The sequence below is a fragment of the Sporosarcina sp. P2 genome, from assembly GCF_002743255.1.
Classification (GTDB): domain Bacteria; phylum Bacillota; class Bacilli; order Bacillales_A; family Planococcaceae; genus Sporosarcina.
The window spans coordinates 147,537-162,622 of record NZ_PDYY01000001.1 but is presented as its reverse complement, the minus strand read 5'-3'; the positions used below and the strand labels follow the sequence as shown (position 1 = coordinate 162,622).

The 15,086-nt window shown below is 41.5% G+C and carries 12 protein-coding genes; all 12 read right to left on the bottom strand.

Features of this window, described 5'->3' with window-relative positions; all coding sequences use genetic code 11:
• Nucleotide 1: 1 nt before the first annotated feature.
• Nucleotides 2-1,756 (bottom strand): succinate dehydrogenase flavoprotein subunit, encoded by a 1,755-nt coding sequence (gene sdhA, locus CSV67_RS00745; protein WP_099629726.1) that lies wholly within the window; start codon nucleotides 1,754-1,756, stop codon nucleotides 2-4.
• A gap of 49 nt (nucleotides 1,757-1,805) precedes the next feature.
• Nucleotides 1,806-2,414: a succinate dehydrogenase cytochrome b558 subunit gene (locus CSV67_RS00740; RefSeq protein ID WP_099629725.1), complete on the bottom strand. Its 609-nt coding sequence runs from the start codon at nucleotides 2,412-2,414 to the stop codon at nucleotides 1,806-1,808.
• Nucleotides 2,415-2,831: 417 nt separating this feature from the next.
• The gene (uvrC, locus tag CSV67_RS00735; RefSeq protein WP_099629724.1) at nucleotides 2,832-4,631 is read right to left on the bottom strand and encodes an excinuclease ABC subunit UvrC; all 1,800 of its coding nucleotides are present in this window, start codon (nucleotides 4,629-4,631) and stop codon (nucleotides 2,832-2,834) included.
• Between the two features lie 51 nt (nucleotides 4,632-4,682).
• Entirely contained in the window at nucleotides 4,683-4,997 is a 315-nt protein-coding gene (gene trxA, locus CSV67_RS00730; RefSeq protein WP_099629723.1) for a thioredoxin, read from the bottom strand.
• 85 nt (nucleotides 4,998-5,082) lie between these two features.
• Entirely contained in the window at nucleotides 5,083-6,057 is a 975-nt protein-coding gene (locus CSV67_RS00725; RefSeq protein WP_099629722.1) for an electron transfer flavoprotein subunit alpha/FixB family protein, read from the bottom strand.
• Between the two features lie 36 nt (nucleotides 6,058-6,093).
• Entirely contained in the window at nucleotides 6,094-6,867 is a 774-nt protein-coding gene (locus CSV67_RS00720; RefSeq protein WP_099629721.1) for an electron transfer flavoprotein subunit beta/FixA family protein, read from the bottom strand.
• Between the two features lie 24 nt (nucleotides 6,868-6,891).
• The gene (locus tag CSV67_RS00715; RefSeq protein ID WP_099629720.1) at nucleotides 6,892-7,665 is read right to left on the bottom strand and encodes an enoyl-CoA hydratase; all 774 of its coding nucleotides are present in this window, start codon (nucleotides 7,663-7,665) and stop codon (nucleotides 6,892-6,894) included.
• A 26-nt stretch (nucleotides 7,666-7,691) separates the two neighbouring features.
• Nucleotides 7,692-8,276, bottom strand: a complete 585-nt coding sequence (locus tag CSV67_RS00710) for a fatty acid metabolism transcriptional regulator FadR (protein WP_099629719.1) — start codon at nucleotides 8,274-8,276, stop codon at nucleotides 7,692-7,694.
• Nucleotides 8,277-8,365: 89 nt separating this feature from the next.
• Nucleotides 8,366-10,069, bottom strand: a complete 1,704-nt coding sequence (locus CSV67_RS00705) for a long-chain-fatty-acid--CoA ligase (RefSeq protein ID WP_099629718.1) — start codon at nucleotides 10,067-10,069, stop codon at nucleotides 8,366-8,368.
• Between the two features lie 407 nt (nucleotides 10,070-10,476).
• Nucleotides 10,477-10,890 (bottom strand): DUF350 domain-containing protein, encoded by a 414-nt coding sequence (locus tag CSV67_RS00700; protein WP_099629717.1) that lies wholly within the window; start codon nucleotides 10,888-10,890, stop codon nucleotides 10,477-10,479.
• A gap of 63 nt (nucleotides 10,891-10,953) precedes the next feature.
• Nucleotides 10,954-13,311: an endonuclease MutS2 gene (locus CSV67_RS00695; protein ID WP_099629716.1), complete on the bottom strand. Its 2,358-nt coding sequence runs from the start codon at nucleotides 13,309-13,311 to the stop codon at nucleotides 10,954-10,956.
• A gap of 16 nt (nucleotides 13,312-13,327) precedes the next feature.
• Complete coding sequence (polX, locus tag CSV67_RS00690) at nucleotides 13,328-15,034, bottom strand: DNA polymerase/3'-5' exonuclease PolX (RefSeq protein ID WP_099629715.1); 1,707 nt, start codon at nucleotides 15,032-15,034, stop codon at nucleotides 13,328-13,330.
• Nucleotides 15,035-15,086 lie beyond the last annotated feature (52 nt).

The following is a 15,086-nucleotide window of genomic DNA, read 5'->3' as shown; positions in this document are numbered from 1 at the left end:
GTTAATCTCCTTTCTTCGCTGAGTAATCGCGGATACGTGGAGGAATGATAGATGTATCTACATCTTCATATGAAATAATTGGTGCAGAGACTCCATCGAATTCCGCAATTGTTGTTTTCAAGAAGTTCTCATCGTCACGATTTGGGAAGTCCGGCTTGTAATGCGCGCCACGACTCTCATCACGATTCAATGCACCTAAAGTGATTACACGTGCTAGATATAGCATGTTTTTCAACTGACGTGTGAAAATAGCTCCTTGGTTAGACCATTGCTGTGTATCCGTAATATTAATATTTTCATAACGCTCAAGTAACTCGACAATTTTCTCGTCTGTCTGCTTCAATTTATCATTGAAACGAACAACCGTTACGTTGTCAGTCATCCATTCGCCAAGCTCTCTGTGAAGAATGTACGCGTTCTCCGTGCCATCCATTTTCAGAGTGTCTTCCCATTTTTGTTGCTCTTCTTTCACTGCATCTTCGAAGATCGTTGCAGGAAGTTCATCAGCTGTGCGCTTTAGATGCTTCATATAATCGATTGCGTTTGGTCCTGCGACCATTCCGCCGTAGATAGCAGATAGCAAAGAGTTAGCACCTAGACGGTTTGCACCATGCTGTGAGTAATCACATTCGCCTGCTGCGAATAGGCCTGGGATGCTCGTTTGCTGGTGATCGTCAACCCATAGTCCACCCATTGAGTAGTGAACAGCCGGGAAGATTTTCATCGGCAATTTACGCGGATCATCTCCCGTGAACTTTTCATAAATCTCGATGATTCCACCAAGTTTAATGTCAAGTTCTTTCGGGTCCTTATGGGACAGATCCAAGTACACCATGTTTTCACCGTTGATACCTAGTTTTTGGTTTACACACACGTCAAAGATTTCACGTGTCGCAATATCCCGTGGAACTAGGTTACCATAGTCCGGATATTTTTCTTCCAAGAAGTACCATGGTTTTCCATCTTTATACGTCCAAACTCGTCCACCTTCACCACGTGCAGATTCACTCATTAGACGAAGCTTGTCGTCTCCTGGAATCGCTGTTGGGTGAATTTGAATAAATTCTCCGTTTGCATATTTTGCACCTTGTTGGTATACGATGGAAGCCGCAGAACCTGTATTGATCACAGAGTTTGTGGACTTACCGAAAATAATACCAGGGCCGCCTGTTGCCATGATGACAGCATCCGCTTTGAACGCTTGAATTTCCATTGTCTTCAAGTTTTGAGCTTTGATCCCACGGCACGTACCTTCTTCATCTTTAATAATTCCAAGGAATTCCCAGTGCTCGTATTTTTGTACAAGTCCTGATACCTCGTGAGAACGCACTTGTTCATCAAGAGCATAAAGTAACTGTTGTCCAGTTGTTGCACCTGCATACGCTGTACGGTGGTGAAGTGTACCACCGAAACGACGGAAATCCAATAGACCTTCTGGCGTGCGGTTAAACATAACACCCATACGGTCCAATAAGTGGATAATTCCAGGAGCTGCTGCCGTCATTGCTTGTACTGGTTTTTGATTCGCTAGGAAGTCCCCACCGTAAACTGTATCATCAAAGTGAATGTCGACGGAGTCGCCTTCACCTTTCGTATTTACAGCACCGTTAATGCCGCCTTGGGCACATACGGAGTGGGAACGTTTTACTGGTACTAGCGAGAACAAGTCAACCGGTACACCAGCTTCCGCTGATTTGATGGTAGCCATTAGTCCAGCTAGTCCTCCACCGACGACAATCAATCTGCCTTTTGCCATTATTGTGTCACTCCTCAATTATACATAATTTCATTAGTTAGTTAGTTTTTTACACAAAAGCTAGAAGTGCTTGAATTCCAATTACAGAAAGTATTAAGAATATAACGATTGTGATGTAAGACACGATTTTTTGTGATTCTGGTGATTGTGCAATTCCCCACGTAACACAGAAAGACCAAAGTCCGTTTGCTAAATGGAAAGTAGCAGATACAACACCTAGGATATAGAATACAAGCATAAGTGGATTCGACAAAATATCGACCATCATGTTGAAGTCTACTTCGGCTCCAAGAGCTTTTTGAATACGAGTTTCGTATACATGCCATGCAATGAAGATGACAAGGAATACGCCCGTGAACCGTTGGAGCGTGAACATCCAGTTACGGAAAGTACTGTAATGGCCCACGTTGTATTTCGCTGAGAAAGCTATGTACACTCCGTAAAACGCGTGGAACATGAGTGGAATGTAAATAATAAACCATTCCAGGAAAAATACAAACGGCAAGTTCCCCATAAAATTAGATGCTGTGTTGAATGCTTCCTCACCGCGCGTTGCAAAATGGTTAATTACTAAGTGTTGGGCAACAAAAAGTCCAACTGGAATTACACCAAGCAACGAATGTAGACGGCGTAAGAAAAAATCTGTTTCTTTCGACAAGTCTTTTACCCTCCCTTATTTCTGAGATTATACTGTAGTGATGCGTTTCTCTATCTAGTTCACATTCACCAGTACCTCTCTTCATGGTACAATATGATAACATGTATATTGTACTCCTCTGTATTGGACAGGTCAAGACGCTGTGTACTTTTCATAGTAGATTATGATTTTTCTAAAAACGTCGAATAACCCCTCACTTTCCCCTATGATCCGACAACGCTTGACATTGCATGAATCCTACAGGATTTAGGGTTTGAGAGTTTTTCCTATCTTTTGTCTCCATTACACCACTCATTTATTTGTGCGTTTTCCGTCCTCGCAAAAATTACTGACTATTCGGATAAATTGCGGCAAAAATCAAACTTCTATTAGTAATCTGATAACTTAACACTACATACTAATAAAAGCCCCTTGACTTCAGTCAGGGGCTTTTTCAGACTCCTCAGGTTGTTGGAAATGAGCGAGCAACTCTTCCGCTACTTTCTTTGGCATCCCTGCTTCTTTTAATTGTTCAGGAGTTGCCTCGCGTATGGCTTTCACTGTTTTAAAATGTTTCAGTAATTGCTGTTTACGTTTGGGTCCAACACCTTCAATTCCATCAAGTGATGAAGTCAGTGAAGATGCCCCCCGCCTCTGTCTATGGAACGTAATAGCAAATCGGTGAACTTCGTCTTGAACGCGTTGAAGCAAGTAAAAAGCTTCACTCGTTTTCTTCAACGGGACAATTTGCGGCGGATGACCGTACAGCAACTGCGCTGTATTATGTTTATCATCTTTTGCCAGTCCGGCTATCGGGATGGAAAGTCCGAGTTCATCTTCTAGCACTTCACGTGCGATTTCCATCTGTCCTTTCCCACCGTCAATGACAATTAAATCGGGTAAAGGCAACTGATCTTTTAAAACACGTGCATAGCGTCGCCTAACCACTTCACGCATCGCACCATAATCATCATGCGCTGCAGCAGTTTTAGTTTTATATTTTCTGTAATCTTTTCGATTAGGTCTTCCATCTACAAATGATATCATTGCGGATACTGGTTCCACTCCATGTGTATGCGAGTTATCGAAAGCTTCGATGCGAAGAGGGGTACTGATGTTCATCGCTTCTCCAAGTTCTTCACAAGCACCAATTGTACGTTCTTCTTGGCGTTCAATAATTTGGAATTTAGCATTCAATGCAATAGACGCATTCTTGACGGCCAGTTTGACAAGTTCTTTTTTCTTTCCACGTTGTGGTATCAACACATTCGTATCGAGTAATTGATCTGCTAATGTAAAATCAACGGTTTCCGGCAGAAGTACTTCTTTTGGCAACAAATGTTGAGCTTCCCCATAGAAACGACCCAGATATGTTAGTAATTCCTCTTCTGGATCTCGATAGGCCGGAAAAATGGAGACATCTCGTTCTATCATCTTACCTTGTCTAACGAAGAACACCTGCACACACATCCAACCTTTATCCACTGCATAGCCAAAAATATCACGATCTGTAAAATCATTCGCATTCATATTCTGCTTTTCCATAACGGTTTCAATATTGGTAATTTGATCACGATATTCCTTCGCACGTTCAAATTCCAATTCTTCCGCAGCTTTATTCATTTTTTGCTGAAGTTCCTTTTTGACTTCTTTATAGCCGCCATTAAGGAATCGTGTAATGTCTGCAATCATTTCAGTATACGCATCAGCAGGTACCTCTTTAATGCAAGGCGCAAGACATTGACCGATATGATAATATAAACACGCGCGTGTAGGAATACTTTGACATTTACGGTACGGATATAAGCGATCCAGTAATTTTTTCGTTTCATGGGCAGCGCTAGCATTTGGATATGGCCCAAAATATTTACCTGATTTTTTATTGACTTTTCGTGTAATGATCAATTTCGGATGACGTTCGTTAGTGATTTTCAAGTAAGGATATGTTTTGTCATCTTTTAGCATAATATTGTATTTTGGATCGTATTTCTTTATCATGTTCAATTCCAAAATTAATGCTTCAATTTCAGAATTGGTAACTATATATTCAAAATCCTCTATTTCTCCGACCAATCGCTGCGTCTTGCCATCATGGGAACCCGTGAAATAGCTACGCACACGGTTTTTCAACACTTTTGCTTTCCCTACATAAATGACGGTACCTTGACGATCTTTCATTAAATAACAACCTGGCAATTCGGGGAGGATCGAAAGTTTATGTTCAATGATTTCATTCATTATTTTCACCTACTAAAAAACCGGGCTGCTCTGCGGCCCGGTCTCTTGTATTTATGCGTGTTTTTCAACTAGTTGTGCAAGTGCTTCTTTCGGTTGGAAGCCTACTACCTTCTCAGCTACTTCCCCGTCTTTAAAGAGAAGAAGTGTTGGGATCGACATGATACCGAACTGGCTAGCAGTTTCTTGGTTATCGTCCACGTTTACTTTTACAATGTTCGCTTTTCCTTCTAGTTCACCTGAAAGTTCTTCTAGTACAGGAGCGATCATTTTACAAGGACCACACCAAGGTGCCCAAAAGTCCACTAGTACTACGCCTTCTTTTACGTTTTCAGCAAAGTTCGAATCAGTTGCATTAATAATTGCCATTCTTATTTCCTCCTTAGTCTTTAACTATATTCGTATTATATCATGGAGGTATAGAAGGGGCTAAAAAAATGCCTGTACCCATTCATTAGCTGACTTTAATCTTTTCAATTTCTTCGATCATGATGGGAATAATCTCGAAGATGTCACCTACGATACCGTAGTCCGCAATTTTAAAGATGTTCGCTTCTGGATCTTTATTGATTGCCACAATGACTTTCGAGTTGGACATACCTGCTACGTGCTGGATGGCTCCAGAAATTCCAGCTGCAATATACAAGTCCGGTGTAACGACTTTACCCGTTTGACCAATCTGTAGTGAATAATCGCAGTAGTCTGCGTCACATGCGCCACGTGAAGCACCGACTGCACCGCCTAGAAGATTTGCCAATTCTTTTAAAGGCTCAAATCCTTCAGGTCCTTTGACGCCACGGCCGCCTGCTACGATTACTTTCGCTTCAGATAAATCAACGCCTTCTGTTGATTTACGTACTACGTCTTTGATGACAGAGCGAAGATTCGTGATTTCCACGCTTTTCGCTGTTACGTCACCTGAGCGGCTAGCATCATGCGCTAATGGCTCGATGTTGTTCGGCCGGATTGTGATAAATTGCAACCCTTCTTTAATTTCCACTCGTTCAAATGCTTTACCAGAATAGATCGGGCGGATGAATTCTGCATCGTCGCCTTCTCCTTCGATTTTTGTAACATCTGAAATTAATCCAGTTCCAAGCTTACTAGCAATTTTCGGTGATAAGTCTTTCCCCATGGCTGTATGTCCAAATACGACGCCGTCCGGGGATTCTTCTTCGTACACTGCAAGGAATGCTTGGCCAAAGCCGTCTGGTGTATAGTGCTTCAAATGCGGATGCTCAACCGTTACTACACGGTCCGCCCCATAATGAATCATTTCTTCGGCAAGCGACTGAACTTGATCCCCTATAAGAACAGCGACAACTCCTCCGCCGCCTGAAATATTCTTTGCTGCTGCAATTGCTTCAAATGACACGTTACGTAGTTCTCCATCACGTGCTTCACCTAAAACTAACATTTTCTTTGACATAATATAGTCCCTCCTAAGTACGGTTCTCTATATGAATTAAATTACTTTCGCTTCGTTACGCAATAATTTTATAAGTTCAGCTGCCTGATCTGCTGGCTCACCTTCAAGTACACGCCCCGCTGATTTCGCAGGTGGTAAAAAGACTTCTTTTGTTTCCGTCTTCGCTTCTACATCCTCTTCCTCTAGTTCCAGATCATCGAACTCTAGATCTTCAAGAGGTTTTTTCTTTGCTTTCATAATACCTGGCAATGAAGGATAGCGTGGTTCGTTTAGACCTTGTTGTGCTGTTACGAGAATCGGCAAGGATGTTTCAATAGTTTCTGAATCCCCTTCTACGTCTCGTACAACTGTTGCGTTCGTACCGTCTATCGTTAATTCAGTAATTGTCGTGACATAGTTAATGCCTAGTAATTCTGCAACACGTGGTCCCACTTGTCCTGAACCGCCATCGATTGCTACGTTACCCGCCAGAATTAGATCAGCATCTTTATCTTTTAAGTAATCCGCAATGACTCTTGCAGAAGTGTATTCGTCGATATCATCAATGTCGTCCTCAATATTGATGAGTACTGCTTTATCTGCTCCCATTGCCAATGCAGTTCGCAATTGTTTCTCGGAATCTTCGTTACCGATTGATAGTACAGTTACTTCCCCACCGTGTTCATCACGTAGTTTAATAGCTTCTTCCACTGCGTACTCATCGTATGGATTTATGATGAATTCTGCGCCATCTTCAGCAATGGCACCGTTTGAGATTGAAATTTTTTCCTCCGTATCAAATGTTCTTTTTACTAATGCATAAATGTTCATTAATAGAACCTCCTTTTTTGATAATTACTTCCCAGTAAATGTAGGTTGACGCTTTTCAATAAATGCTTGAATACCTTCTTTTGCATCTTCAGAGACGAATACTACTCCAAATGACTTAGCTTCTTCTTCCACACCTTCATAGAACGACGGGTCTTTTGAGAAGGAAAGCATGCGTAATGCATGTTTCATTGCAATCGGGCTCTTTGCTGAAATCTTCTTCGCAAACTTCAATGTTTCTGCCGAAAGTTCTTCTTCTGAATATGCATGATTTGCAAGCCCCCACTGTACTGCTTCTTCTCCTGTGATCGGATCACTCGTCAACATCATTTCTGCTGCTTTGGCTACACCGACCAAACGTGGTAAACGCTGCGTTCCTGCAAATCCAGGAATGAGACCTAATTGCAATTCAGGCAATCCCAGTTTTGCGCTCTTCGTAACTAAACGGATATGGCAAGCCATAGCAAGCTCTAAACCGCCTCCAAGTGCGGCTCCATGAATGGAAGCGATTACAGGTTTAGGGAAATTTTCAAGACGCTCGAAAACTTCTTGTCCTTTACTAGAAAGCTGCGAGAACGCTGATCCAGTGTCAATTGTAGTGAATTCTTTAATGTCTGCACCTGCTGAGAAGAATCGGCCTTCACCATATAGAACCACAACACGAACATCGTCGTCGTGCTCTACGCTAGTTAACAACTGATCCACTTCCTCAATCAATTTTGAAGATAAAGCATTAGCTGGCGGATGATCAATTTTTGCTAATGCGACATGTCCATCCTTTTCCAAGTTAATCAATGTCATCTACTATCTCTCCTTTAATACTATGCTTACTGTTGTTCGTAGCCATGCAATAGCATATTGCTAACTTTAGGTGCTAGGCTGACTAAATTAAACTTCTGTTCGTTCATCACCCAAGAGGTAATCGTTTCGTCCATAGTGCCAAATAGCATCTGCCTTGCTAGTCTAAGGTCTAGATCGGGAGATAATTCTCCATTCTCTACCCCTTCTTCAAGCAAAGTATCCAACAAAACCATATATTCTTTCAACACATTATTGATTTGGAATCGCAGTTCTTTATTTGACTGTCTGAGTTCCAATTGTGTGACGATCGCTAAATGAGGATCTTCTTGCAATACTTTGAAGTGATTTTCCACAACTAATTCCAGTTTTTCTGCAATTGGAAGATCTGTTTTTAATATTTCTTTAATATTTTCTACGAAAATCGCCATTTTTTCTCTGAATACAGATATTAGGATGTCTTCTTTATTTTTAAAGTACAAATAAATGGTCCCATCCGCCACTCCCGCTTCTTTAGCTATTTTTGAGACTTGCGCTTGATGGTAACCGTTCTCCGCAATAACAATTACCGCAGCGTCTACTATTTGTTTATATTTAGGTTTAGTTCGCTTCATTAATGATTCACCACCAAAAAGAAAATATGAATGACTATTCATTCATATTTTCATGTTAATATTCTTTTGGTTTATAGTCAAGCATTTTGTTACGAACTTTTTAATGAATTCTGAACTTCCGTTAATTTCTTTCGTTCTTCTTCCACTAATGTTCTGCGCAGTATTTTACCTACTGCTGTTTTAGGTAGATTATCGCGGAAATCATAATGTTTTGGAACTTTAAATGCAGCAAGCTGTTTTCTGCAATACGTATCTAATTCTGTTTCCGTTATGGAATATCCTTCTTTTAAAACAATATACGCTTTAACTGTTTCACCACGATATGGATCCGGTACACCTGCTACGATACATTCTTGAATAGCTGGGTGTTCATATAGGACTTCTTCAACCTCGCGTGGGTAAACATTGAATCCGCTTGCGATAATCATATCTTTTTTACGGTCGACCACATAGAAGTATCCATCCTCATCCATATACCCTAAATCTCCTGTCAAAAACCATCCATCGCGGAATGATTCTTGTGTGTCTTCAGGTCTATTCCAATAACCTTTCATTACTTGTGGCCCTTTTACCGCAATCTCCCCTATTTCTCCTACTGGTAATGGTTCTGATGAGCCGGGACCAAGCACACATCCATCCGTATCAGGCCACGGAACACCAACCGAGCCACGCTTTTCCAATCCATCCCAAATAAAGTTAGCCATAGCGACTGGAGACGTCTCTGTTAAGCCATATCCTTCCACAAGTTTTCCACCGGTTACCGCTTCAAATTTTTCTTTCACTTCAACCGGTAATGCAGCAGATCCACTGAGACAAGCTTTTATAGAAGATAGATCATATTTTTCCAAATCGGGATGATTTAACAGACCAATATAGATTGTGGGTGCCCCAGGAAATATGGTTGGTTTTTGTTTGTCAATATCTTTCAACGCGGTCTTGAAATCAAATTTAGGTATCAACACCATTTTATGACCTTTCATTACAGCGAAAATCAAAACAGTCGTCATACCATACACATGGAAAAACGGTAGAATGCCCATAATCGTTTCTTCGCCATCAGTCGTTTTGTATAACCATGCACTACACATTTCCGTATTGCTAATTAAATTGGAATGGGTCAATTCTACACCTTTTGGCGGTCCCGTAGTTCCTCCGGTATACTGCAATAATGCAATATCACCGTTCTCATACGCAACATGAATCGGATCGGGTTTTGTTGTTTTCATGATTTCGGTATATACATGATGCATACCACGATGCTCTACTTTTACCGTTAACTTATGTTCTTTTTTCTGAATGAATGGATAGACTAGATTTTTTGGGAACGGGAGATAATCTTTGATCCCCGTAATAATAATATTTTCAAGCGCAGTTCCGTTCATAGCTTTCGTGACACGAGGGAACAAGATATCAAGTGATATAATCACTTTTGCACCCGAATCAGAGAGTTGATAGTGCAATTCGCGCTCTGTATACAGTGGATTTGTCTGAACCACAATGGCTCCTGCATATAGAATTCCATAGTAAGCGATAGCGCCCTGCGGACAGTTTGGTAACATAATGGCTACGCGATCACCTTTTACGACTCCTAATTTTTGCAAATAGGTAGCAAATTTTAGAGCGGACTCATGAAATTCTTTGAACGTGATGTCTTTCCCCATAAAATGCATCGCTGTGTTATTTGAATATTTTTTACTGGATCTGGTTAGATAGTCTTGCAATGGAATATTTTCATATGCTAAAGTAGTCGGAATTTCTTTTGGATATACAGAAAGCCAAGGTTTTTTCGTCATCTTTACAACTCCTTTATCGTGATATAATTGTTTGAATATTCCTTGTTCATTAGTATATCGATAAACTAATTAGTTTACAAGATAAATATGAAAGCGCTTTATTTATCTATATACATGCCTCTTAGTCTATGTGAGTGTGATTGCTATTATACATTTTCAAGAAATGGAGAGGCTGGACATGGAATACGGGAGGGGATTTGCGCTTCGGAGGGAACGCTTCAATCCTTTCGTAAACACTACATAACTATCCTCCGCTTGGTTTTGATCTTCTACAATTCAACTACTAAAAAACACACCAAGACCGAGGTCAGGGTGTGTTGGTGACGAGCCAGTATACTCCGATTAGGACGAAGAGTACACAGACTACTAATAATATTTTAATTAATCTTTCCATAATATGCGGTCTCCTATGAAATACTGGCGCCGATGACGAATGACAGTCCGACCGAAATGCAGAGCGAGATGAAGCCGACGGAGCGGTTGTCCGCTTGGATCTCCTCGTCTACCTTAAACTTCGGTGTCAGGAATTCGAACAGCAAATAGGCAAAGACGAGAAGCAGGAAGCCGAATAAGCCCCAGCCCATCATCTGCGGCAGACTATTGTGTTGCTCGATAGAATAGCGGAAAATATTTGCGACACCAAATATCTTTCCGCCTGTCGCCATCGCCACTGACAAGTTTCCTTTACGGATCTCTTCCCAGTTTTTATATTTTGTTACAATTTCAAATAGCACCATCGATACGATCAAGCACAGTGTAACGACACTGAAATACCCGGCCGTCTCAACTAATGGATGACTCCAAAAACCCGTATGATTCATAACGCTACACCTTCCTTATGTTCTATAGCTTGTCATACGATTCAAGCAGCTGAAAGGTTTCATTTATTTTAATTCTACTACAGTAACGCCACTTCCGCCTTCGCCTGCCTCACCAAAGCGATAGGATTTCACGCGTGAATGTTTTTTCAAATATTGTTGAACACCTTGCCGAAGTGCTCCCGTTCCTTTACCGTGAATAATATTCACTTGATGGTAGTTGGACAATAACGCATCATCAATATACTTTTCAGTGCGCGCAAGAGCATCTTCATATCGTTCACCACGTAAATCGAGCTCCATTTTCACATGCTCAGAACGGCCTTTTACTGCTGACACTGTCACATGTTTCTTTTCTTTTTCAGGCTTCGTATATTGCAATCCGGACTCAGGTAATTTCATCTTCAAAATACCAATTTGAACAATCCACTCATTATCTGATACTTTTTCAACAAGTGTCCCTTTTTGTCCATACGCGAGTACTTTTACTTCGTCCCCTTGTTGTAACGGACGTGGTCCTGCTTGCGCTTTAATAGCTTTCTTTTTCTTTTCTTCAGGCCTAGCGTCTTCCAATCGTTTACGAGCTTCAATTAACTCATGCTCCTTAACACTGGCTCCTGCATTCAACCGTAGAGCACGTAAGTCTGAAATAACCGCTTCGGACTCCGTTTTGGCTTGATCCACAATTTTTTTCGCTTTTTCTTTGGCTGCTTCTGTTAAACGGTCTTTTTGCTCCTCGAATTCTTGGAGTTTATCGTGTAATTCTTTTTTCAACTTCTCTGTTTCCAAAAGTACGTCATGTGTACGTTCAGCATCTTTTTCGGATTGTACGCGGCTCGTTTCAAGAGAGGCGATCATCGAATCTACTTCTCCACGATCTTCTCCTGTGAAACTCTTTGCACGATCTATTACATGACTTTGTAAACCTAATCGTTTGGAAATTTCAAACGCATTACTTCGTCCCGGTACACCGATTAGTAAACGATACGTCGGACTCAACGTATCAATGTCGAATTCAACACTCGCATTGGCAACACCTGCCCGGTTAAAACTATACGCTTTTAATTCTGGATAATGAGTTGTCGCCATTACACGTGCGCCAGTACCATGTACTTCATCGAGAATAGATATAGCAAGAGCAGCACCTTCTTGAGGATCCGTCCCTGAGCCTAATTCATCGAATAACAATAGAGAACGATCATCGAACTTCTTTAATATATTCACGATGTTGACCATATGAGAGGAAAATGTACTCAAACTCTGTTCAATCGATTGCTCATCCCCGATATCCGCATAAATCGAATCAAAGACGGCAATTTCAGAACCATCAAGAACAGGTATTGGCAGGCCTGATTGTGCCATTAACGTGCAAAGTCCCACTGTTTTCAGCGTTACTGTCTTACCACCTGTATTCGGACCGGTGATCACAATCGTTGTGATGTCGTTGCCAAATTCAATCGTATTCGCTACCGCTTCATTAATTGGCAGAAGCGGGTGACGCGCTTTAGAGAGGCGCATATAGCCATCTGCGTTAACTGCTGGTTTTGTGCATTTATTGGCAGTACCGTACTTAGCTTTCGCTAAAATAACATCCACTTCTGCCAATAGCTGCACTAATGTGAATAGCTCATGAGCGATTTCTTGCACACTGGCCGATAAGGCTAGTAAAATCTTTTCGATTTCTTCCCGCTCTTTAATTTTCAGTTCACGAATCTCGTTATTTGCCTGAACGACTGCATCTGGCTCGATGAATAGTGTTTGACCAGATGATGACATATCGTGAATTACACCGCCATAATGGGATCGATATTCTGCTTTAACAGGAATACAGTAACGATCATTACGCATCGTAACGATTGCGTCAGACAGCATTTTCGACGCGTTCTTCCCTCTTGTATAACTTTCAAGACGTTCACGTACGCGACTTTCTTGGATTCGTAAGCCTTGACGAGTCGAACGTAACGCGGATGAAGCACTGTCCATCACTCGACCATTATCATCGATTGCTGCATTGATTTCATGTTCAATCGCTGTCAAGATCGGCATCGCTTCTTTACGCGCGATTAAATGAGGAATAGAGATCTCGCCTTCAGTCGCAACAGCTTCTAAAAACTGACGAAGAATTCTGCTAGCACGGATCGTATCTGCAATTTCCACTAGCTCCATTGCGCTTAACATTCCACCAATTTGTGCGCGTTTAGCATGGGATCGAATATCATGGATTCCACCCATTGGGACATTCCCTCGGATACGTAAAAGTGCCAACCCTTCATCTGTTTCCTCAAGTAACCGAGTGACATCTTCGAGATTTTTTGAAGGTACCAATTGCTCTATATGTGCACGGCCTGCAATGGACGTACATTGTGCCGCTACTTGTTGTATAATTTTATCAAATTCAAGTGTTTTTAAGACACGTTTTTCCAATGTCTTACACTCCCTTTCATTTACGAATCACTTTCTCAATAAATGTTTCAAGCGGCCATGTGTTAACTACCTGCTCAGCAGGAAGCCAAGCTTTTTGTGCATATTCCACGCCAATCGGCATAATATCAAGTTGTTCTGTCGCGTGCGCATCTGTATTGATTGCAATATTGACGCCCGCTTCCATTGCTTGTATTACGTGTGCTGTGCGCAAATCTAAACGATATGGACTTGCGTTCACTTCAAGAATTTTACCATATTCACTCACCCACTTGATGAGCTGCTCGATATCCGGATTATATCCTTCACGTTGACCAATAATACGACCTGTTGGATGGGCGATCATGTGCACGTGTGGATTTTTACATGCAGCATGCAGACGCTCCATAATCTGATCCTGCGGTTGATTAAAACTAGAGTGAATAGACGCAATGACAAAATCCAGTTGCTTTAGGATCTCATCATCAAAATCTAATGTCCCGTCCGGAAGAATATCCATCTCGGTTCCACAGAATACCTCAATGTCATCATACAACGCATTCACTTCACGAATTTCCTCAATTTGCTTCAATAAACGCTCAGGTGTTAAACCATTTGCTACTTTTAAATAATGCGAATGATCGGTAATGACCAGATGTGAATAGCCTTTTGCACGGCAAGCCTCCACCATCTCTTCTATAGAATGTCCACCATCTGACCAAGTGGTGTGCATATGAAGATCGGAACGGATTAGTTCAGGTGTGACAAGTGTAGAAATCTCCTTTACACGATCAAGTTCCGTTCCGTCCTTGCGAATGCTTGGCGGAATGAATGGCAAATCAAAATGAGCAAAAAATTCTTTTTCACTAGCAAACGTCTGCACATGTCCTGCTTCATCTTCCACGCCGTATTCACTGATTTTCTCTTTACGTTTTTTAGCCAACTGGCGCATCCGTATATTATGCGCGGCAGAGCCGGTAAAGTGATGAAGTGCCGTCGCAAATTGCTCTTCAGTTACAAAGCGAAAATCCGCATCGATTGGACTTACTGTATCAAGCGTAATTGACAGTTTAGCATCGCCTGCTGCAATCACTTTTTCGATCGGTAACGCAGCCAATATTTTTTCACGAACAATTTGGGGTTCGTCAGTTACGAGAATCCAGTCTACATCTGAACTTTCTTCTTCGCGCCTACGATAACTCCCAGCCACTTGATACTTCTGAATTTCCTCAATCAACTGTAATTCAGCCTGAACAATATCAACGATTTTAGCCACTTGCCAAATTGGGGTCTTGCCGGAACGATTTGCAAGTATTTCTATTTCACGCAATAAGTTCTCCTCTGTCTTTTTGCCGAATCCCGGAACTTTGCTTACCTCTTGTCTTTCACAAGCTGCTTGAAGTGATTCGACCGAATCTATATCCAATGCTTCCCGTAGTTTGGCTATTTTCTTCCCACCCAATCCAGGAATATTCAAGAGAGGAATCAAACCTTTTGGCACCTTCTCCTCAAGCTCCATTAATACATCGGAAGTTCCTTTTTCCATCAAATCAGTTATGACCGCACCGGTTCCTTTACCGATTCCTTTCAACGATAGGATATCATCCATCTCAGCGAGACTTCTCGTGTCCAATTCCAGAATTGAAGCGGCTTTCCTGAATGCTGCTACCTTAAAATGGTTTTCTCCAAGTAACTCCATATATAATGCAATTTTTTCAAACGTACGAATTATAGTCTTTTTATTCAAGTTCGTAACCTCCCACTCTGTTAAAAAAGCTTCCACGCGTTCGGGAAGCTTT